At 59.2% G+C, this 25,762-nt stretch carries 18 protein-coding genes and 1 tRNA gene; 15 read left to right on the top strand and 4 right to left on the bottom strand.

Translation table 11 applies throughout. The features are described 5' to 3' along the window. The first annotated feature begins 364 nt into the window (after positions 1-364). The gene (locus DW211_RS01000; RefSeq protein ID WP_158568459.1) at positions 365-1,480 is read left to right on the top strand and encodes an ATP-binding protein; all 1,116 of its coding nucleotides are present in this window, start codon (positions 365-367) and stop codon (positions 1,478-1,480) included. A 245-nt stretch (positions 1,481-1,725) separates the two neighbouring features. On the opposite strand, the gene DW211_RS00995 is transcribed toward DW211_RS01000, so the two are convergent. Then, positions 1,726-2,394: a hypothetical protein gene (locus DW211_RS00995; protein ID WP_089573291.1), complete on the bottom strand. Its 669-nt coding sequence runs from the start codon at positions 2,392-2,394 to the stop codon at positions 1,726-1,728. Positions 2,395-2,875: 481 nt separating this feature from the next. On the opposite strand from DW211_RS00995, the gene clpB reads away from it, so the two are divergent. From clpB to DW211_RS00980, 3 genes are all read left to right on the top strand, one after another. Continuing rightward, positions 2,876-5,503 (top strand): ATP-dependent chaperone ClpB, encoded by a 2,628-nt coding sequence (gene clpB / locus DW211_RS00990; protein ID WP_118258689.1) that lies wholly within the window; start codon positions 2,876-2,878, stop codon positions 5,501-5,503. A gap of 130 nt (positions 5,504-5,633) precedes the next feature. Next, complete coding sequence (locus DW211_RS00985) at positions 5,634-5,828, top strand: hypothetical protein (protein ID WP_232049598.1); 195 nt, start codon at positions 5,634-5,636, stop codon at positions 5,826-5,828. A gap of 210 nt (positions 5,829-6,038) precedes the next feature. Continuing rightward, positions 6,039-7,391 (top strand): ATP-binding protein, encoded by a 1,353-nt coding sequence (locus tag DW211_RS00980; RefSeq protein ID WP_118258687.1) that lies wholly within the window; start codon positions 6,039-6,041, stop codon positions 7,389-7,391. Positions 7,392-7,435: 44 nt separating this feature from the next. Here DW211_RS00980 and DW211_RS00975 read toward each other — a convergent pair whose 3' ends face one another. The 3 genes from DW211_RS00975 to DW211_RS00965 all read right to left on the bottom strand — a co-directional run bounded on the left by DW211_RS00975 (position 7,436) and on the right by DW211_RS00965 (position 10,905). Beyond that, positions 7,436-8,932, bottom strand: coding sequence for a hypothetical protein (locus DW211_RS00975; RefSeq protein WP_118258685.1), 1,497 nt, complete (start codon positions 8,930-8,932; stop codon positions 7,436-7,438). Positions 8,933-9,171: 239 nt separating this feature from the next. After that, a complete protein-coding gene (locus tag DW211_RS00970; RefSeq protein ID WP_118258683.1) occupies positions 9,172-10,179 on the bottom strand; it encodes a DUF5692 family protein in 1,008 nt (335 codons plus the stop codon). Between the two features lie 63 nt (positions 10,180-10,242). Further along, the gene (locus DW211_RS00965; RefSeq protein WP_099432536.1) at positions 10,243-10,905 is read right to left on the bottom strand and encodes a TetR/AcrR family transcriptional regulator; all 663 of its coding nucleotides are present in this window, start codon (positions 10,903-10,905) and stop codon (positions 10,243-10,245) included. 189 nt (positions 10,906-11,094) lie between these two features. On the opposite strand from DW211_RS00965, the gene DW211_RS00960 reads away from it, so the two are divergent. The 11 genes from DW211_RS00960 to DW211_RS10355 all read left to right on the top strand — a co-directional run bounded on the left by DW211_RS00960 (position 11,095) and on the right by DW211_RS10355 (position 25,303). Then, positions 11,095-13,872, top strand: a complete 2,778-nt coding sequence (locus tag DW211_RS00960) for an FAD-dependent oxidoreductase (protein ID WP_199576617.1) — start codon at positions 11,095-11,097, stop codon at positions 13,870-13,872. Positions 13,873-13,902: 30 nt separating this feature from the next. Beyond that, the gene (locus tag DW211_RS00955) at positions 13,903-14,328 is read left to right on the top strand and encodes a hydrogenase maturation nickel metallochaperone HypA (RefSeq protein WP_117803572.1); all 426 of its coding nucleotides are present in this window, start codon (positions 13,903-13,905) and stop codon (positions 14,326-14,328) included. 383 nt (positions 14,329-14,711) lie between these two features. Further along, the gene (locus DW211_RS00950; protein WP_117637934.1) at positions 14,712-15,701 is read left to right on the top strand and encodes a PTS sugar transporter subunit IIB; all 990 of its coding nucleotides are present in this window, start codon (positions 14,712-14,714) and stop codon (positions 15,699-15,701) included. A gap of 18 nt (positions 15,702-15,719) precedes the next feature. Next, positions 15,720-16,538, top strand: a complete 819-nt coding sequence (locus tag DW211_RS00945; RefSeq protein ID WP_089573274.1) for a PTS mannose/fructose/sorbose transporter subunit IIC — start codon at positions 15,720-15,722, stop codon at positions 16,536-16,538. A 16-nt stretch (positions 16,539-16,554) separates the two neighbouring features. After that, complete coding sequence (locus DW211_RS00940; protein WP_118258681.1) at positions 16,555-17,475, top strand: PTS system mannose/fructose/sorbose family transporter subunit IID; 921 nt, start codon at positions 16,555-16,557, stop codon at positions 17,473-17,475. Positions 17,476-17,595: 120 nt separating this feature from the next. After that, entirely contained in the window at positions 17,596-17,994 is a 399-nt protein-coding gene (locus DW211_RS00935; RefSeq protein WP_117800596.1) for a DUF956 family protein, read from the top strand. 304 nt (positions 17,995-18,298) lie between these two features. Further along, positions 18,299-18,374 (top strand) — tRNA-Arg (locus DW211_RS00930). A gap of 363 nt (positions 18,375-18,737) precedes the next feature. Then, positions 18,738-21,566, top strand: coding sequence for a DNA methyltransferase (locus tag DW211_RS00925; RefSeq protein WP_118258679.1), 2,829 nt, complete (start codon positions 18,738-18,740; stop codon positions 21,564-21,566). Continuing rightward, complete coding sequence (locus DW211_RS00920) at positions 21,566-23,335, top strand: DUF262 domain-containing protein (RefSeq protein WP_158568458.1); 1,770 nt, start codon at positions 21,566-21,568, stop codon at positions 23,333-23,335. The genes DW211_RS00925 and DW211_RS00920 overlap by 1 nt, the downstream gene beginning before the upstream one ends. Before the next feature lie 24 nt (positions 23,336-23,359). After that, entirely contained in the window at positions 23,360-24,277 is a 918-nt protein-coding gene (locus DW211_RS00915; protein ID WP_118258913.1) for a toll/interleukin-1 receptor domain-containing protein, read from the top strand. 900 nt (positions 24,278-25,177) lie between these two features. Beyond that, positions 25,178-25,303 carry a hypothetical protein gene (locus DW211_RS10355; RefSeq protein ID WP_255413117.1) on the top strand — a complete coding sequence of 42 codons (126 nt, stop codon included), beginning with the start codon at positions 25,178-25,180 and terminating at the stop codon, positions 25,301-25,303. Positions 25,304-25,762: the final 459 nt, after the last annotated feature.

The following is a 25,762-nucleotide window of genomic DNA, read 5'->3' as shown; positions in this document are numbered from 1 at the left end:
TTAATCTCGATCTGTAACATCTGGACCCCAATTTGCCGAGTAGTTGTTACAGATTGAGACAAACGGTTGCCGTCGATCGCTTCATCTAAATCTGTAACACCTGGGACCGAAAAGGGCCGCTGGATGTTACAGGTTGAGACAGCGGGGTGTGTTGGAGCGAAAACCACCACAAAGGCCCCTTGCGGTGGTTTTTGAGGGGCCAAATGTTTTCCTGTTAGAGTCCAACGCGGACTGTTGGCACCTTTAGTTGTTAGCGGCGGGAAACGGCCGCATGATTAAATAGTTGAACTATTCTCACTACTTTCACTATTTGCACTATTGATACTATAATCACGATAACGACGACGGTAGGAAGGTGGGGACATTGAAGCGCACGATAATCAACCCGTTTAAGCCGACCGCTGGCGCTGAACCTCCGGTCCTTATCGGACGCGAGCGGGTTATTGATGATTTTAGGGACGGCATCGAAGAAGGCGTGGGCGCCCCCGGAAGGCTCATGCGCATTACCGGCCCGCGCGGGTCGGGCAAGACGGCGCTGTTGACAGAGCTCGGCGATATTGCGAAGTCGTATGGTTGGCGCGTGGTTGACGTGACTGCGGCGGGCAGTATCGTCGACGCCATCCAACATGAGCTCGCACGCACCTCGGACAATACCGAGCTTCATTTAGAAGCAAGTCTTGGTGTGGTGAAAGCGGGCGTATCTAAGTCCTCGACCGGGCCTGAGACGTTGCGGGGCGTCTTGACGCGCGTGGCGTCGCAGGAAACGCAACATGGTGCCGGTCTGCTGGTGACGGTCGATGAAATACAGGATGCGGATGCTGATGACGTGCGGCTCGTTGCAGCGGCCGTGCAGCACCTTATCCGCGAACGCAAGAATATCGCGTTTGTATTTGCTGGCTTGACCATGGGCGTAATGGACCTCATCAACGGCCGTGCCCTTACATTTCTACAACGAGCTAAGGCTGAGGAGCTCGCCTCGATTCCGCTGTCGGATGTTTCGGATTCGATGGCTTCAACCGTGGAAGGTGCCGGTTTGCACTTGGATGGCAAGGCGCTTGAAATGACGGCTTGTGCTACGAGGGGATATGCGTATCTCGTGCAACTCGTGGGCTATCGCGTATTCGCGAATGCGCGCAGGCATGCCGACCGCGATGCGTCGATTTCACTTGAGGATGCCCAGAAGGGCATTGAAGATGCGTATGGGGAGTTTGAGGGCTCCGTGCTCGACGTTGCCCTTGCCGATTTGCCGCTTCGCGCGATTGAGTACCTCATTGCCATGGCCAAGCATGAGGGGAATGTGCCGACCAAAGAGATCGCAGCGGGGCTCTCCTTGCCCCCCGCGAGCCTGACAGCGACACGACGGCAACTTATCAAGGCACAGGTTATCGATGCGCCCTCACGCGGCATGGTGAGGTTCTCGATTCCATTGCTGCGCGAATATCTGCTTAAGAGCTCGAATGAAATCCTATCAAGATATTGATATTTGTCGGATAGCTTGAAGGGGCCAAAAGCCAACGTCAGAGACTAAAAACGGCCTTCAACGCCGGCGATTGGTCCCTGCCAACCCAAAGAAGCCGCCGCAGGGATGGTTCCTGCGGCGGCTTCTTGCATCGTAGGGCGGAAATGATCGCCGAAAACCACCACAAAGGGGACGGGCACCTTTGTGGTGGTGGGGAGCGAGCTCGATGTCGCCGTTCGGGTTGAGCAACATTTCGATGAAAACCTCTACAGGATTTCGTCCGGGCTGGCGGATTTGGTCGTTTTGGGGATGCCGAGTTTGGACGATGCGAAATCGTCAACATTGTCCTTGATTCCATCTTTAGTGAAGACGGTGACCGTATAGGTGCTGTGCCCAAATTCGCTTTTGTCGCGTATCGCCCAGGCCTGCCAGTAGGCAGCTCTGCCTCGCTCTCTGATTTTTCCAATGCGGCGGAGTTCTGTCCGCTTTAATTTCTGGTCGCTGTCGACGGTTCGGCCGACCTCATCGGTGAGCCCGCACTGTTCAAGCAGTTTGTCGAGGACTTGGTTCATGTGACGCTCATCGGTGTTTGGAGCATAGTCGTAAGCGAGGGTGATGGAGGCAAGGGGTTGGTCATCGATCAGATAGTTCATCGCTTGAGGTTCAAGGTTGAAGTAGGGAGAACGTCCGTCGACCTGACCGAGCAGCGGCAGCTTTGACCGCCAAAGCCCGGTGGGAATTGCATCTTCGTAGAGCACACCGCGGCAGATAAAGGAGAGCGAGGTGGCACGCGAGCCGGCGTCGACCATCCCGCACAAATCGAAGGGCGAGGCGATACCCAGGGAAAAGGGTGTGACGACGATAAGAAAGAGCATCACGATGGGTATGGCGAGAATGGCAATGACGTTGCGAGCAGTAGAATAAGACGACTTCATATCTGCTCCTTGAGACGAAGAGCTATCAAGAACGAGAGAAATGAATATGCTTTAATCACAGTTCATTTTAACCTCAATACGAGCAGGAATAACGGATATTAGGAGCGAGCTCGATGTTGATGTGGACCACCACAAAGGTGCCTGTCCCCTTTGTGGTGGTTCCGTTTGTCTCGATCTGTAACAGCTGGGCTGTTAAAAGCGTGCCTGGTGTTACAGATTGAGATTTTTGGGCGGGGCTCCGCGCTCCATCTCAATCTGTAACACCTGGGACCGAAAAGGGCGGCCAGATGTTACAGATTGAGACAGTTGGGTTCCACGGTCGCGCCGGACCGACACTCTCAAGTCCTATCTTTCAATCACTCAGAAAATCTTATATATAGAGACTTAGATTTGTGTATAAGATCGTACAAAGCTGGCAACAATACTTCTCGAACAACGTGAAGCCGCCCCGTAGGGCGGCCGCCCCAAGAGAGGTGATTCCATGAGAATCGATAAGCTAGCAATGACGTCGCGCGAGGCGCTGCAGACCGCCATGAGCACGGCTGCCGACGCGCAGGCCGGCGCGGTGGAGCCGATTCACCTGCTGTCCGCCCTGCTCGGTGCCGGCGAGCGCAATATCTCCGTGATCATCGAGCGCATCGGCGCCGATCCGGCCCAGCTTGCACGCTCCACACAAGATGCCATCGACCGCGCGCCCAAGGTTTCGGGCGAGGGCCAGCAGATGGGCCTGTCCAATGAGCTCGTCCGCGTGATCGAGAAGGCCGAGAAGAAGGCCACCAAGATGGGCGACAGCTTTGTGGTGACCGAGCATTTGCTGATGGCGCTTGCCGAGGACAAGGGCGAGGCTGGTCGTGTACTGCGTGACGCCGGCGTCACCAAGGAGCGCATCGAGCAGGTCTACGAGGAGCTGCGTGGCGATGACCGCGTGACGTCTGCCGAGGATAAGACCCAGTTTGAGGCGCTGGAGCAGTACGGTCGCAACATCTGCGATCTGGCCCGCGCCGGCAAGCTCGACCCGGTCATCGGCCGTACCGACGAGATCCGCCGTACCATCCAGGTTCTGTCCCGCCGCACCAAGAACAACCCCGTGCTCATCGGCGAGCCGGGCGTCGGCAAGACGGCCATCGTCGAGGGCATCGCCCAGCGTATCGTGGCCGGCGACGTGCCGAGCACCCTGCGCGACCGCGACCTCATCGAGCTCGACATGAGCGCGCTGGTCGCCGGCGCCAAGTATCGCGGCGAGTTCGAGGACCGCTTGAAGGCCGTGCTCAAGGAAGTGCAAAAGTCCGAGGGCAAGGTCATCCTGTTCATCGATGAGCTCCACACCATCGTGGGCGCGGGTGCCACCGAGGGCTCCATGGATGCCGGCAACATCCTGAAGCCGGCGCTCGCCCGTGGCGACTTGCACGCAATCGGCGCGACTACGCTCGACGAGTATCGCAAGTACATCGAGAAGGACGCGGCACTCGCCCGTCGTTTCCAGACCGTTATGGTGAGCGAGCCTACCGTCGAGGACACCATCTCGATCCTGCGTGGCCTCAAGGAGAAGTACGAGATCTTCCACGGCGTGCATATCACCGATAGCGCGCTCGTGGCAGCTGCCGACCTCTCCGATCGCTACATTGCCGACCGCTTCCTGCCCGACAAGGCCATCGACTTGGTCGATGAGGCCGCAAGCCGCCTGCGCATGGAGCTCGACAGCATGCCGGTCGAGATTGACGCCACCACGCGTCAGCTCACCCAGCTGCAGATCGAGGAGCAGGCGCTCATGAAGGAGACCGACGACGCCTCCAAGGAGCGTCTGGAGGCCCTGCGCCAGGAGATTGCCGAGGTCCAAGAAAAGCTCAACGTGCAAAAGGCCGGCTGGCTCAACCAGAAGAACGCCATCGACCACGTGCAGGAGCTTAAAGGCCAGCTCGACGAGGCCAAGAGTGAAGAGGAGCGCGCGACGCGCAACGGAAACTTGGGCCGTGCGTCCGAGCTGCGCTATTCCGTGATCCCGGGTCTGCAGCAGCAGATTCAGGATTCCGAGGCTGCGCTCGAGGCACAAAAGCAGCAGGACGGCGAGGGCCTCAACGAGCAGGTGACCTCCGATGAGATCGCCGAGGTCGTGAGCGCCTGGACCGGCGTGCCCGTGTCCAAGATGATGCAGGGCGAGCTCGACAAACTGAAGGGCTTGGAGGACGAGCTGCATAAGCGCGTCATCGGCCAGGACGAGGCGGTCTCCGCCGTGGCCGCGGCCGTGCGCCGCAGCCGTGCGGGCCTCTCCGATCCGGACAAGCCCATCGGCAGCTTCTTCTTCCTGGGCCCCACCGGCGTGGGCAAGACCGAGCTCGCCAAGGCACTGGCCGAGTGCCTGTTCGACGACGAGCGCGCGCTCGTGCGTATCGACATGTCCGAGTACATGGAGAAGTTCAGCGTCCAGCGTCTGATCGGTGCGCCTCCGGGATACGTGGGCTACGACGAGGGCGGCCAGCTCACCGAGGCCGTGCGCCGTCGTCCGTACTCCGTGATCTTGCTCGACGAGATGGAGAAGGCTCATCCGGATGTTTTTAACGTGCTATTGCAGGTGCTCGACGACGGCCGTCTGACCGATGGCCAGGGTCGCCAAGTGTCCTTCAAGAACACGATTATCATCATGACGTCCAACGTGGGTTCCAAGGCTATCGCCGATCTGTCCGGCAAGGACGAGGAGGAGATGCGCCATCAGGTCGACGCGGCCATGGCTCAAACCTTCCGCCCCGAGTTTCTCAACCGTATCGACGATATCGTGGTGTTCCATCCGCTCGGCATGGCGCAGATCGAAAAGATCGTCGATATTCAGCTCGCCGACGTCCGCGCACGTCTGGCCAAGGAGCGCATGACGCTTGCCATCACCCCGGCGGCCAAGCAGATGCTCGCCGTGGGCGGCCTGGACCCGGTCTTTGGCGCCCGTCCGCTCAAGCGTCTCGTGCAGCGCGAGGTCGTGGATGCCATTGCCGCCGCTATTATCGACGGTACGGTGCGCGAGGGCGATCAGGTGACGGTCGATGCCGACAAGGACGGCGGCTTTACCGTCGTGTGCGACAACACGCCGACGGCCACCTACGAGGTTCCCGATGCCGAGTAGATTTTGGGGCCGGCTTTAAAACCGCCCCCCATCGCAAAACGCCAAGGGCGGCGGATCCAATTGGATCCGCCGCCCTTTTTCGTGCGACAATCGATGATGTTGAACGGATGCGATGCAAGGAGATGCGCAGATGACAGACAAGAACAAGACGAACACGCCGGCGACCGATGCCGCACCCGCCGCACCCAAGCCTGCGCCTAAGCCGGCACCCAAGCCGCGCGACCCCTATATTCGCGCCGAGAACGAGGATGACGACGGCTACGATCCTTATAGCGATCGTCGCCCCGAGCGCGAGCCCCTCTTCGAAGCTGACCCCTGGCGTTAAGTAGCTCATTTGGGACGGGGCTTTTTTAGCTACTTTGTTTTCGGCTAGAGGCGTTCATGCCTGCCCCCCCCTCGGCCGCTCGATATCCTCCGAGAGGGGCCACTAATAGAAAACTTGCTTATCCATTAATCAAGATACGCATAATCTGGCTCTCCTGCTAATCAAGAATCGTTATAATCTTGATTAGCAGGAGAGCAAGATTGGAGAATTATGGCATTCAGCGACTTGGTGGCTCAAAAAATAAAGGACTTTGAGCAACAGGGGATTCCGCAGGTCTTTGAGCGCGACCTTGATCTGGGCAACCCGCAGGAGCCAAAGCGCGACAACATCGTATATGTGATTGTGGGCGCCCGTCGTTGTGGAAAGACGTATCGCCTGTATCAGGAGATGCGGCGGCTTCAGGGCCAAGGCGTCGAGCTTGACCGGATGCTATATTTCAATTTTGAGGATGAGCGCTTGCGTCCGTATGAGCCATCGCTACTAGCGGACGTGCTCGATACATTCTATGCACTATATCCTGCTGCTCGAGGCGAGGGCGCCTACCTTTTCTTTGACGAGATCCAAGAAATACCCGAATGGGGTGCGTTTCTGCGACGCGTGGTCGATACGGAGAAGGCGACCGTTTACGTGACGGGATCTTCTTCTAAGATGCTGTCCTCAGAACTTAAGAGCGAGTTCAGGGGCCGTTCTCTTGTGCGAGAGCTTTTTCCGTTGAGTTTTTCGGAATACGTTCGATATAAGACGGGGAGTGTTCCCGAGCCAGATGCGACCTTTTCCCCGAGCGATGCAGCGCTGCTTCGACACCATCTGGTCGGATATCTCGAGCGAGGGGGATTCATCGCGACACTTGAGCAGACGCCCGCAGACGCGATTCAGCTGCTACAGGAATATGCGTCGCGAACGGTCGCCATGGACGTCGTTGAACGTTACGACGTCAAGAACCCCCGTTTGGCCTCGCTGTTTCTGGCGCGGTGCATGGCATCTTCGGGACGAGAGCTGTCAGTGAACAAGGTGTACAACGAGTTCAAGAGCAGGCAGATACCCGTCAGTCGTAATTCGCTCAGCGACTTACTTGAGTATTACGAGGACGCCTACCTGCTGTTTTCTGTGCCGGAGTTTACGCGTTCACTTGCAAATAATACGCGGTCTGCATCTAAAGTCTACGCTGTCGATCCTGCGATGTTCGGGGCGTTCTCCCCCGCATCGGCATTGGATCAGGGTCAGAGGCTAGAGACCGCGGTGTTCAATGCGCTCAGAAGAAGGACCCCCGCCGTGCGGCCCGGTTCGGTTTGCCGCCTGCTGATTAAAGATAAGAATAAAAGCCATGAGGTTGACTTTGTGGCTGGGGATGCACTTCTCATGCAGGCTTATAGCCTGACTCAGGTGAGTGTGGATATGGCAAGCGAGAAAACGCGCGAACGCGAAATTGCCGCGCTCGATGCCTCGATGGCCCAGTTTGATCTTGGCGAGTCGGTAATCGTTACCATGGATGAGCAGGCCGATATTCCATGCAAACACGGCGTGGTACATGCTGTGCCCGCATGGAAGTGGCTCCTTTCCTAATCGTCTATGGATTTGCGAGGCCAGGACTCAGGTGTCATGGTCCGCTAGTCCTGGGCCTTGATGCTCGGCAGGAGAATCTGGGCGAGATAGTCGGTCTCGAGTTTGGTCGCGGCGTCGGCTTTGCCGTCTTTGCCGACCAGTACGTTCTTGATCTGGCTATAGGTGTAGCGGTTGCCGGTCGTAAGCTCGACAAGCTCAATGGCCGTGTCCATGGGGTAGGTTGACACGGGATTCTGCGTCCGTCCGTTGATGGTCTGGGGCACCACGTACGGATAGACGGGGCCGCTGGCGTAGACGGTATAACCGTTGCCTAGATTGGCCGCACCCAAAACCGTATCGCCCTCATCGGGCGTAAAGCTCTCGCCCTCGCGCACCGCGACGAGCGTCACGATCGGCGTATTGCTGTCGCCGGCAAGATAGATGCATAGCGTGCTGCCATTCTGCCAAGTCTCGACCTTGCCGTACCACTCGACGGGGATATCGAGCTGGTAAAGGTCGGTTGCCTTGTGGCGAGCGTCAGCATCGCGGGCTGCCTGTGCCTTTTGCGCGCTCACGGCATTGACGGCGGCGTCGCGCCACGCGGTTGCCGCCTGCTGGAGCACCTTGGCGGTGGCGGCGGAGCTCGCGCCTCCCTCCTCGGCATACTTGGCGGCGGTATCGATCTGGTCGGCAGTGACCGTGTCGGCCGAGGGCACCTTAAGCTTAAAGGTGGCCTGGGCGCTCAGGTCCTGCCCGTCGCTCTTAATGGTGACCTGGGCCTTGGTGGTCGGGACGGTGTAGATGGTGCCGTCGGCCGCGATGGGGGAGGCAGCGATGGAGAGCGTGTAATCGCCGGGCAGCAGTTTGATGCCGTGGCCGTGCTCGTCAACATAGAGCGTTTCGCTCACGGAGGAGCCGTCAGAATCCTGGCCACTCACTTGTACGGGAATCTTGGAGCCGGCGGAACAGTCGAGCCCCGCGGCATGTACGCCAATCTGCACCGACATCATCGTGTGGGCATTGGCGGCGGTGATGGCAGCCTGCTCTTGCCGGTATCCGTTCCAGGCGGCATAGCCTGCGCCGCCGGCGACAAGCGCGACGGCCACGACACCGGCGACCATCAGATTGCGGCGCTTGGGCGACATCTTGCGATGGCGGATCTCAGCTTCGCGTGCCGAGGGAACGGACGGCAGGGGAATATCGCCCATGGCGATGGTCTCGTCCACGGCTGGTGCGGAACCTAGGCCAGGAAGCTCACGGGTCAGCGAATCCTCGACCGGCAAGCTGTTGAGCAAGACGGTTTCCTCGCCTGTGTCGGATTCGGGCTGGTTGTCGGCCTCGCTTTCGGTGTCTTCGTGATCCGCCTCATCCTCGGCAGGCTCAACGTCGTCTGCATCCTGATCATCGGACTGCGCCTCGGCTTCCGGCTCATCCTGCACGTCAACGCCCGAATCGTCAAACGCAATCTCGCCAAGCGAAACTCGGTCTAGGCTCTCCAGGGCCTCGGCACACGCCTCTGCATCTTGGGCCGCGTCTTCTTGGCCCCTCGTTTCATCTTTCATACATCCCCCAAGCTCAATATCGGGACAACAATGTACCCAAAATTGGGGCCAGATAGAGCTGGCATGCGGTCGGAAATATGATTTTATCTGCGCGATACATTGTGAATATGTGCGTGAATGCACGCGCGGCAGCAAAAAGCCCCCGGAAAGCGGACGAATCGCTTTCCGGGGGCTGCGCATAGCGCGAGATCGCGGTGCCAACGGGGCGTGCCTACATACAAATGTGGGCGACGAGCGCGTTACTCGGCGTGCGCGTAATCGACCTTGGCGCGGCGGGCGGTAGCCTTCTCCCAATCGCTGGTGCCCTCAAAGACATCCTGCTTGTAGGGATTGCGGCCGAGCTTCTTGGCGCGGTAGGCGATGTAGATGATCGCGGCGATGTTGGCGACCAGTGCGGCGATCGAGACCGCGGTGGCGGCGCCTGCGTCGAGCGTGGAGTGGGTCACAAAGATGGACTCTCCCTGGAAGTAGGGGAACACCTGCGCAAACATGCACCAAATGGCAAGCGTAAAGGCGCGGTTCTGGATCCAACCGCCCTTGTTCCAGATAAAGGCGGCGACGGTGGGCGCCAGCAGCAGTGCAAAGCCGCAGAACCAGGAGTGGGTGGGCAGGCAGTTGTAGGTGTAGCAGAAGTTCCAGATATCGTAGGCGATGATGTAGACCCAGGTCATATCGGGCCACAGCATGTCGGTCTGATCCTCGGAGGCGTAGACGCTCCACCAACCGGTCATGCAGAAGATGTTGATGATGCCGGCGATGCCGTTGAACACGTTGTTCCAGCCGGCCAGCTGCATAGCACCTTCGGAGGTGACCCAGGTGGACTCGCCCAGGACAAAGAAGTGATAGGCACTCTCGAAGTCGGACACGACGGCGATCATGATGTTGATGGCGACGATCACAAACGGCCACGCGCGGAACCAATGCGCCTTGCCGATCTTTCCCCACTGGTACTTAATGGCAATGAAGCCCCAGCAGCCGGCGAGCGCCGCGTATACCTTGGCGTAGTGGAACCAGCTGTTCTGGTACACATGGGTGGGGTTGGTGAGCGCCCACTCGGCACCCTGTGAAACGCCGATGGCGATGGCGACGCAGTAGATGGTCATGGCCAGCGGAGCCACGCCAAAGATGATGGCCGCGCCGAGCTTGGTGCGGCGGCCGACCTCGTTGAGCACGATGAGGCCGATAAAGACCATGGCCCAGCCGGCCCAGTGGATAAGGGTATTGCTACCCCAAACATCGAACAGCATGCTGCTCTCCTTTCACACGCCCGCGGCCCCTCTTCCGATCGCGGGCAGTTTGGCCAAATGTCGTCAGTTCTGGGGCTTGCGCTCGGGATACTTGGCGGTATAGCCCTCGATGTGGAGTGTCGAGGCGATGATTTCCTTGACCGTCTCGTCGGGCACATCGGGGTGCGTGCGGATATACATTAACAACCCCATGATGAGGGTGTAGAACGTCTCGTAGACATGGTCGATGCGTAGCTCATGATGGGCGACAAAATCCACCACGGTGGTGTCGCAGATATACTGCGCCACGCGTTGGACCACGTTGTGCAAAAAGCCGCCGTAGAGCGCGCCGCTGCTGGAGGTCAGGGTGCTCGGCAGTTCGTGGCCGCTGGCGACCAGGCGCTTAAAGAGCGGGGCGACGGTGTCGAGCGCCCCCTCGATGTCGCCAACCGTGCGGCTGGCATTCCACTGCTCGAGCTCGGTAATGAAGCCGTCGATTGCCTCGTCCATGACAGCGGTGACGGCGGCGTCCATATCGGCAAAGTAGTGGTAGAACAATGAACGCGTGCAGCCGGCTCGCTTGGTCACAGCCGATACCGATAGGTGGGACACGCCCAGCTCGGAGCTTACGGTGCGCACGGCATCGAGAATCTCGCGACGGCGTTCGTCGCCCGTCAAGCGCTTTGCCGCGCTATCGGATGCGGGGACGGCATCGACCGCAGAGGTACCTGCTGCGTTGTTGCCCATGTTTTGCCGCCTTTCATCCTCTTTTGCCGGACCGTTCGCCTAACAGTCTTGAATATTGTTGACGGTTCGTCAATACTATTTTTGACACAATGTCAACAATGGCGGGTGAACGGCATGGGGGCATGCCCGGCCTGCAAAAAAAGAGGGGCGCTGCGGCCTCGTTGGGCTGCGGCAAGAGAAGGGACAACCATGATTCTCAACGGACCGGGGATTAGTTACACCGAGCCCGATATCGGCGCGGAGTTTGTGCCGCCGCTGCCGGAGCATCCGCGCGAGGCAATCGTCAAGCTGTGCGAGCACTGCACCAACCGTCTGCTGCATCGCGACGAGCTGCTGGGCTACGAGTACTGGTCGTTTGCCGAGGCCGCAACCGACGAGCAGGCCGAGGTACTCTGCAAGATGAAGATGCGCCGTCCCTATACGCTGCCCGAGATGGTCAAGCTCACCGGCATGCCCGAGGCCGATATCGAGAAGATGCTCGACAATATGAGCTACACGGGTCTGCTCGAGTACAACTGGGAAAACCTCGAGCGCGCCAAGCAGTGGGTGCTGCCCATGCTGGTGCCGGGTTCTGCCGAGTTCCTCAACATGCGCGTGAGCCAGCTCGAGGAACACCCGGTCTACGCCAAGTTCTTTGAACAGGCATCCAAAGGCCCGCTGTCCCGTGCTACGCCGATGGTGCCACCCGGAGGCGCCGGCATCGGCATGCACGTCATTCCGGTCGAGAAGGCCATTGACGCCGCGAGCACGTCGGTGCCGATCGAGCATATCGAGCATTGGCTCGACAAATACGATGGCAAGTATGCCGCTAGCACCTGCAGCTGCCGCGCGAGCCGTCGTGTGATGGGCGAGGGCTGCGCCGACGACCCCGCCGACTGGTGCATTGCCGTGGGCGATATGGCCGACTACGTGGTCGAGACCGACCGCGGCCACTATGTGACGCGCGAGGAGGTCTACGACATTTTGCGCCAGGCCGAGGACAACGGCTTTGTGCACCAGATCACCAATATCGACGGCGAGAACAAGATCTTCGCCATCTGCAACTGCAACGTCAACGTGTGCTACGCCCTGCGCACCTCGCAGCTGTTCAACACGCCCAACCTGTCGCGCTCGGCCTATGTCGCCAAGGTCGAGAAGGACAAGTGCGTGGCCTGCGGTCGCTGCGTTGAGGTGTGCCCTGCCGGTGCCGCCAAGCTCGGCCAGAAGCTCTGCAGCAAAAAGGCCGGCGGACAGGTGCCTGAGTATCCGCGCCAGGAGCTGCCCGATGCCACCAAGTGGGACCACACCAAGTGGTCGCCCAACTACCGCAACGATAACCGTATCGAGACGCACGAGTCCGGCACCGCGCCCTGCAAGACGGCTTGCCCCGCGCACGTTGCCGTTCAGGGCTATCTGAAGCTTGCGGCACAGGGGCGCTATGACGAGGCGCTGGCGCTCATCAAGCGCGAGAACCCGCTGCCCGCTATCTGCGGCCGCGTGTGCAACCACCGCTGCGAGGATGCCTGCACCCGCGGCCGTGTGGACGCCGCCGTGGCTATCGACGAGGTCAAGAAGTTTATCGCCCAGCGCGATCTTGATGCCGCGACCCGCTATGTCCCGCCCGTGGTGACGCCGACACGCGCTGGCGGCTTCGATCAGAAGATCGCCATCATCGGTGCCGGCCCGGCCGGTCTGTCCTGCGCCTTCTATCTGGCCGAGAAGGGCTACAAGCCCGTCGTGTTCGAGAAGAACGAGCGCCCGGGCGGCATGCTCACCTACGGTATTCCCAGCTTTAAGCTGGAGAAGGACGTTATCGAGGCAGAGGTCGAGATCATTCGCCTGATGGGCGCCGAGTTCCGCTATGGCGTGGAGGTCGGTCGCGATGTGACGCTCGACGAGCTGCGCGCGCAGGGCTTTAAGGCCTTTTATGTTGCCATCGGCTGCCAGGGCGGCCGCCTCGCCGGTATTCCGGGCGAGGCGGCCGAGGACGTGACCGTGGCCGTCGACTTTTTGCGCGAGGTCAACAGTGGCAAGATCGACGCGCTGCCCGGCCGCACCATCGTGGTGGGCGGCGGCAACGTGGCCATCGACGTCGCGCGCAACGCCTGCCGTCTGGGTTCCGAGCACGTTGAGATGTTCTGCCTGGAGAGTGAGGCCCAGATGCCCGCCAGCGAGGAGGAGCGTCGCGAGGCCATCGAGGACGGCGCGCACATCAGCTGCGGTTGGGGCCCCAAGGAGGTTCACCTGGACGAGGCCGGTCATGTGCGCGGCATCACCTTCAAGCGCTGCACGCGTGTCTTTGACGACGAGGGCCGTTTTGCGCCCGAGTACGACGAGAACGACCTGCGTCGTGTCGATGCCGACCGCGTGGTCATGTCCATCGGCCAGTCCATTGTGTGGGGCAACCTGCTGGCTGGCTCCAAGGTGGAGCTTGGCCGCGGTCAGGGTGCCCTTGCCGATCCTCAGACCTACCAGACCGCCGAGCCAGACATCTTTGTGGGCGGCGACGTCTACACCGGCCCCAGCTTTGCCATCGACGCCATCGCCGCCGGTCATGAGGCCGCGGTGTCCATCCATCGCTTTGTGCAGCCGGGCTCCACGCTCACCATCGGCCGCAACCAGCGCCGCTACACCGCGCTCGACCGCGACGACGTTGTGCTCGAGAGCTACGACAACGCGAGCCGCGAGGTTGCGCATGTGGACCGCGAACGCGAGAAGGCCGCGCCGTTTAGCGAGTACGTCGAGACCTTTACCGAGGAACAGGTGCGCGCCGAGACCGCTCGCTGCCTGGGCTGCGGCGCCTCGATCGTCGACCCCAACAAGTGTATCGGCTGCGGTCTGTGCACCACCAAGTGCGCGTTCGACGCCATCCATCTGGATCGCGACCGCCCCGAGTGCTCAACGATGGTCAAATACGAGCAAAAGCTCCCCAGCTTGGGCAAGTACGCACTCAAGCGTGCCATCAAGATTAAATTCGGTCGCAAGTAAGTAGTCATAACGGGAACGGCGGAGGAAAAAGTGCACGAGCTCGGAATCGTCTATCACATTATTCGCGATGTCGAGAACGTGGCGCGCGCTCATGGCGTGCGTCGCGTTTCGAGCGTGACGTTGCTGTTGGGCGAGGTCTCGGGCGTCGTTCCCGACTTGCTGCTCGACGCTTGGCGCTGGGCAGCAGATAAAAAGCCTATCACCGAGGGCTCGGAGCTTATCGTGGAGCCCGTTGAAGCCGTGACACATTGCGGTGCGTGCGGCCGCGACTACGCGACGGTCGAGCACGGCAAGACCTGCCCTTATTGCGGCAGCGGCGAGACATACCTGCTGCAGGGCCAGGAGGTCATGATCAAGCAGATCGAGACCCCCGACGAGGACCCGGCAGACGCTGCCCCTGATGGTCCCGCTGCTCCTGACGCCGTCGACGCCGCCAACCCCCTCCACATCGCCTAACTTAGTCATGGACGTTCTTAAACGACTAGTCATTAAAGAACGTCCCCAATGACTATTCTTTTTTGACGGTTTGCTAGAGCATAACTAACGAAATTAGTCAAGTCACGTCTGTTTAAACAAAATATCGAAGAGTAAAGCAGGTTCTTATCCGATTTAAATCGGTATTAATGAATGCTGTGCTTGTATCTGTTTTCTAAGATGGTCAAACTAATTATGTTTAGCGAGGAATAGCTGAAAACCAGCGATGTAACCAATTTGTAACAAAGCAGGACGTTTAAACAAATAATCCAACCGTTCACATTTTTTCCTATAATTTTGCCACGCTTGCGGCTATACTCTTTTTTGTCGTGTAGGAAATACGTAGACAAAAAGGAGGTTATGTGATGGTAAGTATTGTTCTTGCTAGCCATGGTGACTTGGCGGCTGGAATCAAGCAGACGGGCTCGATGGTCTTTGGCGATCAGCCGTCTGTAGCCGTGGTCTCGCTCGAGCCGAGCATGGGCCCCGACGACTTCCGAGCCAAGGTCGAGGAAGCAGTCGCTTCCTTCGAGGACCAGGAGCAGGTGCTCTTCCTCGTTGATCTGTGGGGCGGCACGCCCTTCAACCAGATCAGCGGTCTCATCGAGGGCCATGATTCCTGGGCTATCGTCACCGGTGTCAACCTGCCTATGCTCATCGAGGCATATTCGCAGCGCTTTGACGCAAAGAACACTGCACATGCGATCGCAAAACATCTCGTGACTGAGGCTAAGGCCGGCGTGCGCGTCAAGCCCGAGTCTCTGGAGCCCGAGGAGAAGAAGCCGGCTGCGGCCGCCGCTGCTCCTGCGGGTGCCATTCCTCCGGGAACGGTGATCGGCGACGGGCACATCAAGATCGCCCACGTCCGTATCGACACGCGTCTGCTGCATGGTCAGGTGGCCACCACGTGGACCAAGCAGATCAACCCCAACCGCATCATCGTGGTCTCCGACGGCGTTGCTCACGACGAGCTCCGCAAGACCATGATCGAGCAGGCTGCCCCTCCGGGAGTCCACGCCAACGTCGTGCCCATCAAGAAGATGGCCGAGGTCGTCAAGGACACGCGCTTTGGCGACACCAAGGCGATGCTGCTCTTCGAGAACCCGCAGGATCTGCTCAGGGCCATCGAGGCCGGCGTCGACATCAAGGAAGCCAACATCGGTTCCATGGCCCACTCCAAGGGCAAGGTCGTCGTCACTAACGCCGTCGCCATGGGCGATGACGACGTCAAGACCATCGAGGCTCTCAAGGCCAAGGGCGTCAAGTTCGAGGTCCGCAAGGTTCCTTCGGATTCCTCCGAGGATCTCGACGCCATGTTGAAGAAAGCTAAGGCCGAACTGGCCGCTCAAGCATAGTAAAGGAGGGTCCGATACATGTCTGCAATCACTATTCTGCTTGTTGCGATTGTCGCGTTGCTTGCCGGTATGGAAGGCATTCTGGATGAGTTCCAGTTCCATCAGCCGCTCGTGGCATGCACGCTTATCGGTCTCGTAACCGGTCACCTTCAGGAGGGCATCCTCCTGGGCGGTTCGCTCCAGATGATGGCCCTTGGCTGGGCTAACGTCGGCGCCGCCGTCGCGCCTGACGCCGCTCTGGCCTCGGTCGCTTCTTCGATCATCATGGTGCTCGCCCTCAACGGTGGCGCCACCGATTCGGCCAAGGCCGTTACCGCCGCCATCGCCGTCGCCGTCCCGCTGTCGGTCGCTGGTCTGTTCCTGACCATGATCTGCCGTACCCTGGCTACCGCTATGGTTCACGGCATGGACGCCTGCGCCGAGAAGGGCGACTTCGCCGGCATCGAGCGTTGGCAGTACGCCGGCATCCTCATGCAGGGTGTTCGTATCGCCATCCCGGCAGTACTTCTGTGCATCATCCCGGCCGAGGCCGTTACCAACGCGCTTAACGCTATGCCCGATTGGCTGTCCGGCGGCATGGCCGTCGGCGGCGGCATGGTCGCTTCCGTCGGTTACGCCATGGTCATCAACATGATGGCCACCAAGGAGACCTGGCCGTTCTTCATCCTCGGCTTTGTCCTTGCTGCCATCCCTCAGCTCACGCTGATCGCCCTTGGCCTCATCGGCATCTCCCTTGCCCTCATCTACCTTGGCCTTAAGGATCTGGCCAAGCAGGGTGGCGGCATGGGCGGTGGCTCCGGCGATCCGCTCGGCGACATTCTGAACGATTACGAGTAGGAGGGGAGTGATACATATGGCAGAGAACAAGATTCAGCTCACCAAGGCTGACCGTAAGAAGGTTTGCTTCCGTCATCAGTTCCTTCAGGGCTCGTGGAACTACGAGCGTATGCAGAACGGCGGCTGGTGCTTCGCAATGATCCCTGCGATCAAGAAGCTCTACACCAGCAAGGATGACCAGATTGCCGCTCTTAAGCGCCACCTGGAGTTCTATAACACCCACCCTTATGTTTCCGCCCCCGTCATTGGCGTTACCCTCGCTCTCGAGGAGGAGCGCGCCAACGGTGCTCCGATTGACGACGTCGCCATTCAGGGCGTTAAGGTCGGTATGATGGGCCCGCTCGCCGGCGTCGGCGACCCCGCCTTCTGGTTCACCCTTCGCCCGATTCTGGGCGCACTGGGCGCTTCCCTGGCCCTGTCCGGCAGCATCGCTGGTCCGCTGCTGTTCTTCTTCGCGTGGAACATCATCCGTTACGCCTTCCTGTGGTACACGCAGGAGTTTGGCTACAAGGTCGGCTCCTCCATCGCCAAGGACCTCTCCGGCGGTCTGATGGGCAAGGTCACCGAGGGTGCTTCCATCCTGGGTATGTTCATCATCGGCGCCCTGGTCGAGCGCTGGGTGTCCATCTCCTTCACCCCGGTCGTCTCCAAGGTCACGCAGTCCGCTGGCGCCTATATCGACTGGGCCAACCTGCCCGCCGGTTCTGAGGGCATCAAGCAGGCATTGACGATGTACAACTCTGTCGGTGCCAACGCACTCGACCCGGTGAAGGTCACCACGCTTCAGGCCAACCTCGATCAGCTCATCCCCGGCCTTGCCGCCGTGTGCCTGACCCTTCTGGTCTGCAAGCTCCTCAAGAAGAAGGTCAGCCCGATCGTCATCATCCTGGCTCTCTTCGCCGTCGGCATCATCGGTCGCGTCTGCGGCTTCATGTAAGCACGCTTCGGCTTAAGACCGAGAGTTGCTAGGCAAGGGCTTTTGAGCCATTGAAACGGACCGCACCCGGTGGGTACACTGGATGCGGTCCGATTGTTTTTATTGGAGGGCGAGGCGCGTATGGCGCAATCTCAGAACAGCACGGTCGATCTGGCAACGCCGGCAACCTGCCTGATGGGGCTTACCAGTCACGGTAACGTGATGGTGGGCAATAAGGCGTTTGAGTACTATAACGAGCGTAATCCCGAGGATTATATCCAAATCCCGTGGGACGAGGTCGACTATATTGCCGCCGAGGTTTTGCGCGGCACCAAGAAGATTACGCGTTTTGCCATCTTTACCAAAGAGAATGGCCACTTTACGTTTTCGACGCGCAATGACAAGGAAACGCTTCGCGCGGTGCGTAAGTACATTGACGAGGACAGGCTCGTTCGTTCGCCCGACTTTATCGATGTGACGGCCAAGGGCGCCAAGAGCATCCCCTCCGTCATCAAGAACCTTTTCCACAAAGGCAACTAGCCATTAAAGAGCGCCCCCCTAAAGTGGGACGCGGTTTCCCATGAGGCTCGATCGGGAAAGTGCATCCCGGTTCGAGTGCCGATTGCGGGATGTAGTTTCCGGAACGGGCCCGTTTGGGAAACCGTGTCCCGTTTCGAGTCGAAATTCTGGGACACAGTTTCCCAGCGAGGTCCCATGGGGAAAGTCTGACCCAGAATTTGCCTGGATAGTGGGACGCACTTTCCGGAGGGCTGTTCCACCGCAACTTCGAAGAGTGGCTACACGCTGCATCACAACGTGTAAATCTGCTACACTAGTACAACATGCCTCCGTAGCTCAGGGGATAGAGCACCGCTCTCCTAAAGCGGGTGTCGACGGTTCGAATCCGCCCGGGGGCACCAGAAGTAAATGCAGGTCAGACGGTATAAATCGTCTGACCTGCTTTCTTATATAAGGGCATCGTTAACGTCAGTTGGGTAGAATTTGGGTAGAAAGTTTTTTTGTGAAGGGCTATGCCCAAAGTCCGGTTTCCAACCCTTCCCACAGCCTACGGGCTTATAAGAAGCCCTTCGGCCATGGAAAGCGTTGAAAACCTAGGATGACGTTGCTGTGAGATGGGCGAGTTTCCAACGGTCCCCGGCGTCTTCGGGTTTTGCCTGGGACCCTGCGACACCGTGGACCGTCGAAAACTCGCCCTTCCGTCCGTGGTGCCACCCTTACCCCTTAAAATTGTCCGAAAGAGATGACGACGCAGGAGGTCCGGTATGCCTGCCAGCAAGAAAGAGGCAAAGGAGTTCGTCAAGCGGTGGCAGAAGCGCCTTGCCGCCATCCCCGCGGGCTCCAACAACGAGCAGCAGGACACGCAGAAGTTCTGGGTCGACCTGCTCATCAACGTCCTGGGCATCCCGTCCAACACCATAGACAGCTTCGTCGACTTCGAGCGGAAGGTGAGAGGCCGCCGCATCGACGTGTTCGTCTCCGACCACAACTTCCTGTGTGAGCAGAAGTCGTGGGGCATCGACCTCGACAAGCCCGAACCCAGGAACGGCGGCATGGAGACGCCGCTCCAGCAGGCCATGTGGTACGCGCGGCACCTGCCGTACTCCGAGCGCCCCCGCTGGGTAATGACGTGCAACTTCGGGACCTTCCGCCTCTACGATCTCGACAACGAGCGGCCCGAGGACACCGTGCAGGAGTTCTCCCTCGAAGAGCTCCAGGACAGCCTGTATCTCCTGTCCTTCCTGACCTCCAACGAGACGAGCCGTCTGCACAAGGAGCAGCAGCTCTCCATCGAGGCCGGGGCCTACGTCTCCAGGCTCTACGATGCCCTCGCCAAGCAGTATCACCATATTGAGGAGAAGGACGAGCGGGCACAAGAGGAGCAGCGCTCCCTCAACGTGCTCATCACCCGAATCATCTTCCTGCTCTACGCCGAGGACGCCGACCTCCTGCAATCGCACCAGGCGTTCGGCAGGTACTGCGAGGGGGACCCCGCGAAGCTCCGCCGCAAACTGGTCGAATTGTTTGAGACGATCGACACACCCCTAGAGCAGAGGGACGAGTACATGGACGAGGACCTCGCGGCCTTCCCGTACGTGAACGGCGGTCTGTTCGCCGACTCCTCCATCATCGTCCCGCAGATGACCCCGGAGATCCTCGAGGCCATCACCGACGCGTCCCAGGACTTCGACTGGCGCGAGATCTCGGGCGTAATCTTCGGCGGCGTGTTCGAGGGAACGCTGAACCCCGAGACCCGCCATGCCGGGGGCATGCACTACACGAGCGTCGAGAACATTGAGCGCTGCCTCAGGCCGCTCTTCCTCGACGAGCTGTGGGATGAGCTGCACGAGGCCGAGGGCGAAAGGACGGCGGCGAAACGCAAGCAGGCCCTGGCGAGGCTGCACGACAAGGTTGCCTCCATCACCATCGGCGACCCCGCGTGCGGCTCGGGCAACTTCCTTACCGAGGCGTACCGGCAGCTGCGCACCATCGAGAACCGAATCATCGAGGACGAGCTCAGCGAGGAGACCGGCAACGCGGGGCAGACGTCCCTCGTCATTGCGCAGGACAGCCCCGTCCGCGTATCTCTCGATCAACTGTACGGCATCGAGATTAACGACTTCGCCGTCTCGGTCGCCAAGACCGCCCTTTGGATCACCGAGGAGCAGATGCTCCGAAAGACGCAGGAGATATACGTCGGTTATGACTTCGACTTCCTGCCGCTCAGGAGCCTCAGCAACCTCCATGAGGGCAACGCCCTCAAGACCGATTGGTCCGAGGTGTTCCCCGATGACCTCACGTACCTCGTGGGCAACCCGCCCTTCCTCGGGGCCCGCAACCAGTCCAAGGAGCAGAAGGCCGAACTCCTTGAGGTCTTCGATGGCGCGAAGAACGCGGGCAACATCGACTACTGCGGGGCCTGGTACATGAAGGCCGCGAGGTTCACGCAAGGGAAGCGCACGCGCTGCGCCCTGGTCTCGACCAACTCCATCTGCCAGGGGGAGCAGGTCGCCAACCTCTGGAAACCCCTGTACGACCTGGGAATCCATATCGACTTCGCGCACAACACCTTCCGCTGGGACAACGAGGCGGCAGACAAGGCACACGTGTTCTGCGTCATCGTGGGCTTCTCGCGCGAGGTTGGGGCCAAGACGCTCTTCTATCACGCAACGCCCGATTCTGACGAAGAGCAGATTTCCGTAGCCAGAATCAATGCGTATCTTAAAGACGCTCCGGACGTTTTTGTCTACAGCAGAAGTAAGCCATTATCAGATGTTCCGGAAATGGGAATAGGCTCCCAGCCTATAGACGACGGCAATTACCTTTTCACTGATGAGCAGAAAATCGAATTCTTGCAAATTGAACCTGGTGCAGAGAAATTCTTTCACAAGTGGCTTGGATCACAAGAATTTATCCGTGGCAAAAGCCGTTGGTGTTTATGGCTTGGGAACGCAAATTGGGATGAGCTAAAGAATCTGCCTAAATGCAGGGAAAGGGTTGAAGCGGTGCGCCGGTATCGGCTCAAGAGCAAGAGAAGTCAGACCGTTAAGGCTGCAGAGTGCCCTGCCCATTTTGGAACTGAAATCCTGTCGGATACAGATTCAATCTTGATACCAGAGGTTTCATCAAGCCGAAGGCGATACATCCCAATGGGGTTCGTCGATGCTGAGGTCTTTTGTAGCAATAAAGTTCGTCTTATCCCAAATGCAACTCTCTATCAATATGGGGTGTTGCAGTCCCAATTTCATAATGCATGGGTTAGGGTCGTGACCGGAAGACTGAAAGATGATTATCAGTACTCGGCTGGTATTGACTACAACAACTTCGTCTGGCCCGAGCCCACGGAATCCCAACGCGAAGAAGTTGAGCGTTGCGCCCAAGCCGTGCTCGACGCCCGGGATGCCCAAGAAGGTGCGACGCTCGCGGACATGTACGATCCCAAGAACGAAACGTTCTTCCCCGAGCTGATGTCTGCGCATAAGGCGCTCGACGCTGCTGTCGAAGCTGCCTATGGCGTCGACTTCGGTGGGGACGAGGAGAAGATAGTCGCCCATCTTTTCAACCTGTACGCCAAGAAGGTCGGTGAACTATAGTGCCAAATTCCATCTATAACCCCATATCGCTGGAGGTTGGTAACATCCTGAAGGACGTTCAGACGGGCAAGATCGGTCTGCCCGACCTGCAACGACCCTTCGTGTGGGGCAACGAAAAGGTCCGCGACCTGCTTGATTCCATGCTCCGCGGATACCCTATTGGCTATGTGATGCTGTGGGACTCTCCGAGCGACAACGCGGGCAAGAAGTCTGGCATAGGCTCGAACCAAAAGGTGTATGCCGTCCCCAAGTCCCTTGTCATCGACGGACAGCAGAGACTCACTGCCCTTCTGAGCTCCCTGTACGGCGTGTCCGTGCGAGACAAGAACTTCAGGGAGCGAACGGTGAAGGTCGCCTACGACCCCATCGCACGCTCATTCAAGAATGCCGACGCCTCGACCGAGAAGGATTCGCGCTATGTGCCGGACGTATCCGAGGCCTTCGCGGCGAACCACGACAACAAGCTGAGCGCCTATCGCAGGGCGTTCATCAAGCGCCTTAACGAGGCGAATGCCAAAAAGGGAGAACCCGAACTCGACGATGGCGGCGAGGATGCCGTCGAGAGCGGGCTCAACGCATTACTCGGGCTTGAGCGTTATCTTCTGCCGACGCTGGAGATTTCCGAATCGGCCGACGAGGAGACCGTATCGGACATCTTTGTGCGTGTGAACTCGCAAGGGCAGGCGCTTAAGCAGGATGACTTCATCATGACCCTGCTTTCGGTCTACGAACCTGCCATGAGGGAGCGTATAGAGGAGTTCTGCGCCATGAGCCATGCGCCCGCAAAGGGCACCTCATACAACCCGCTCATGACCGTCTCGCCGACGCATATCATTCGCGCCACGGTGGGCGTGGGGTTCAAGAGGGGTCGCCTGCGTTATGCCTACCAGATTCTTCGCGGGCGAGATCTCAAGACAAAGGAAACGACGCCCGAGACGCGAGCTGAGAACTTTGCCACGTTCGGTCGCGCCCTCGATCTCGTGCTTGACTTGAACAACTGGCATGCCTTCATCAACACGCTGGCGGAGGCGGGCTACGTCTGCTCTGACCAGGTGGGGTCGGGCAACGCGCTCATGTTCTGCTATGCGTTCTACCTTATCGGGCGCTATGAGTTCGACATGGAGCCACTGGCTGTGCGCGGGCTCGTGCGGCGCTGGTATTTCGCCGCAGCCATAACGGGGCTCTATGTGGGGTCCTTCGAATCCGAGTTCGAGCAGCAGCTTAACGACGTCTCGCGCCTTGAGACCGCCGATGAGTTCCGGGCGTACTTCGACCGTAGGCTCGCCGCCATCATGACGGACGATTATTTCTCCATCACGCTGCCCAGCTCCCTCGACGCAAACGAGGCGACGGGCCCGACCTGGTGGGGCTTCGTCGCGGCTCAGGTCGTGCTCGGTGCCAAGGCGTTGTTCAGCACGGCCCCTCTTTCTCAGCTGCTGCTTACCGGTTCGTCGGGCTCCAAGAAGGCCCTGGACAAGCACCATCTGTTTCCAGATAACTACCTGAGGGTCAAGGGCTACCTTTCGCAGCGCAGCAACCGAGGTAACTTCACCCTCGTTGACTACCAGAACAATATCTACATCTCGGATGATGCCCCGAATGAGTACGTTCGTAGGTATCGCGACGCGCTGGGGGAGGACGAGTATCGCCGCAACTGCGAGGAACACGCCCTGCCCCTCGGATTCGAAGAGCTTGATTACGAGGACTTCCTCGGTCGGCGCAGGAGGCTAATGGGTGAGCTCGTGAAGAGGGCATATGAGCGACTGTAGATTTCGGACTAGTCTTTGGGGGTCATGTTGACTAAGGTTTTCATATCCTACGCATGGGAAAGCGAAGAACACCGCGAATGGGTAAAGGCGCTGGCCAACCGCCTTCTGTCGGACGGGATCGATGCAGTCCTGGACCAATATGATCTCGAACTGGGTGACAGGTTGCCGCAGTTCATGGAGCAGTCGGTCAGGTCGTCGGACTATGTTCTTATCGTCTGCACCCCAGCATATAAGCAGAAGGCCGATGCGAGAATCGGTGGGGTTGGATACGAGGGCCATATCATCAGCGGAGAACTGTTCTCTGGGCATAATGAGAGGAAGTTTATCCCGGTAATAAAGGAAGGGGGCGTTGAGGAAAGCCTCCCGACCTTCCTCAAGGGGAAATTGGCGGTCGACTTGGGCGATGGGGTCGAGTCTCGTGGCTATAACGATTTGCTTGCGACCCTTTATGGGGTCAAGAAGAAGCCGTCGGTTGTGCCCAAGCGCCGCATCGCTCAGACGACTTCGAAAAAACGCGAAGAAGAGGGCGAGGGCTCTGAGCCCATCAGAATCATCGGTATTGTGGTCGATGAGGTGGGAGAACCGAGGAACGACGGAACGAGGGGAAGTGCCCTGTACGAAGTGCCGTTCCGATTGTCGAGACGCCCCAGCTCTCTGTGGTGCGAGCTCTTCTTGAAGTCCTGGGACTTGCCGCCAAGATTTACCACCATGCATAGGCCCCATATCGCATCGGTCGTCGGCGACGAAATAATCCTTAATGGGACCACCATCGAAGAAGCTAGGGACTATCACCGTGACACCCTCGTCTTGTGCGTGGAAGAGGCCAACAAACTTGAGACCGAATATCTTGAGAAGGAACGGAAGCGCCAAGCTCGCGAAGAGGCTGCTCGGTCAGCCTATCGGAAGAAAGTCGAGGACGTTGCAGGGACGATAGACTTCTAGACCGGCTTCCATCGTAGGGCCGCCAAAACAATTGGCCTCGCGGCTGATGGGTCCCGCTTATGGGCGGGGCCCCGCGACGCATGGCGCCGCTCTCGCTACGGTTCCCTGGCAACGCTCCCCAGGGTCGCGTTTCGTCCGCCTCCGCTCACACCGGCCCCGTTCGCCGAACGGCTTCGCTCGATGGCTTCCAGTAGTCGCCATCGCTCCGCCGTAGTCGCCGGGCGGGGCCTCTCGCGCCGGGCCGCCGAGCGCCGTCGTGCGACGCTCCCCATCGATCGCGTCTTCTCGGCGTCGGCTCAACCGGCGCACATCTGCCTGGGCTCGCATTGCCTGGCCAACCGGCTCGCCCCATGCAAGCAAGATGATTCCGTTGCACGGAATCATCTTGCCCGCCTTCGGCGGGAGCGATACTGGAGGCTCCGCCCTTCGACCTCGCGAGCTCGATGCCATCCCTCCTGAGCCGCCGCTCAAGTTCGCCCATTCGGTCGGGGTAGTCGCGCATGTGTCCGACCTCCTCGATCCGGCGGGCAACCGCGACGCGTACGCGGGCGCTCTCCAAGCGCTTGGTCTGTCCCCTGCAGGCCATGTCGCGCTCGGCCAATTCGGGCCGCCGGCGCCCGCGTCACCAATTTCCCGCGGGGGGGGTCGAATTCGCCCGGGGGCACCAGAGGCTTGTCGAGCCCGGTACCGCAACGGCGACACGCCTTGCTAGTTTTTGAAAGCTCGTCGTCGGTGCCCTAACGCACTGCCGTTTAGTGCCGATTCTGCCATGCTCGCACTCTTCGCGAGGGTGAGGAGCGTGGATTGATCGGAGAGGGCCAACCACTCTGATAAAATCATCCTCGCTGTCGGCAGCCCTCGTGCCGGGCAGAGCCCTCCATTCGATGGGAGGTGATGCCCATGACCGATTTCACCGAGCTCGTGAAGCTCCTGACCGCTATGGTCTCGCTCCTCACGGCCCTTGTCGGCCTTTCCAAGGCACTCAAGCAGGGTTCGAAGCCCAAAAAGAAAGGCCACCGTCGCTAAGACGATGACCCAACTTCATTAAGCAACGGCTCTGCCCAGCTCTCTACAACTTGGGCTGCCGTCGGCATCATTTTACCCTCCTGACGAGGAATTCGTCCATATTTCAAAAATCAAATTATGCCCGCGTTGTCATCCTGCTATCGAAGCCTTGATTCTCATTCTCATTGCAACAGCCTTGGGACACCGAGCGCAACGCGTTGCGCTCGGTGTCCCTATTTTCATGAAAGGCCCAGCAGAAGGACGCAAGCAAATTGGTCTTTTTATCTGCGGTTATATGTTGTTCAATGTTGCTTGATGAATGACAGGGGGTAGCATTAAATCATATCTCCTAAAGCGGGTGCCGACGGTTCGAATCCGCCCGGGGGCACCAGAGATTTGCCGAGCCCGGTACCACCACGGTGCCGGGCTCTTCTGGTTTAAAGGTATGCCGTGGTTTTCGCTACTTCAGATGAAGAAAGC

It is taken from the genome of Collinsella sp. AM18-10 (assembly GCF_003471585.1).
GTDB lineage: Bacteria > Actinomycetota > Coriobacteriia > Coriobacteriales > Coriobacteriaceae > Collinsella.
Note: the sequence above shows the minus strand (reverse complement) of the source record. Positions and strands in the feature narration are given on the sequence as shown.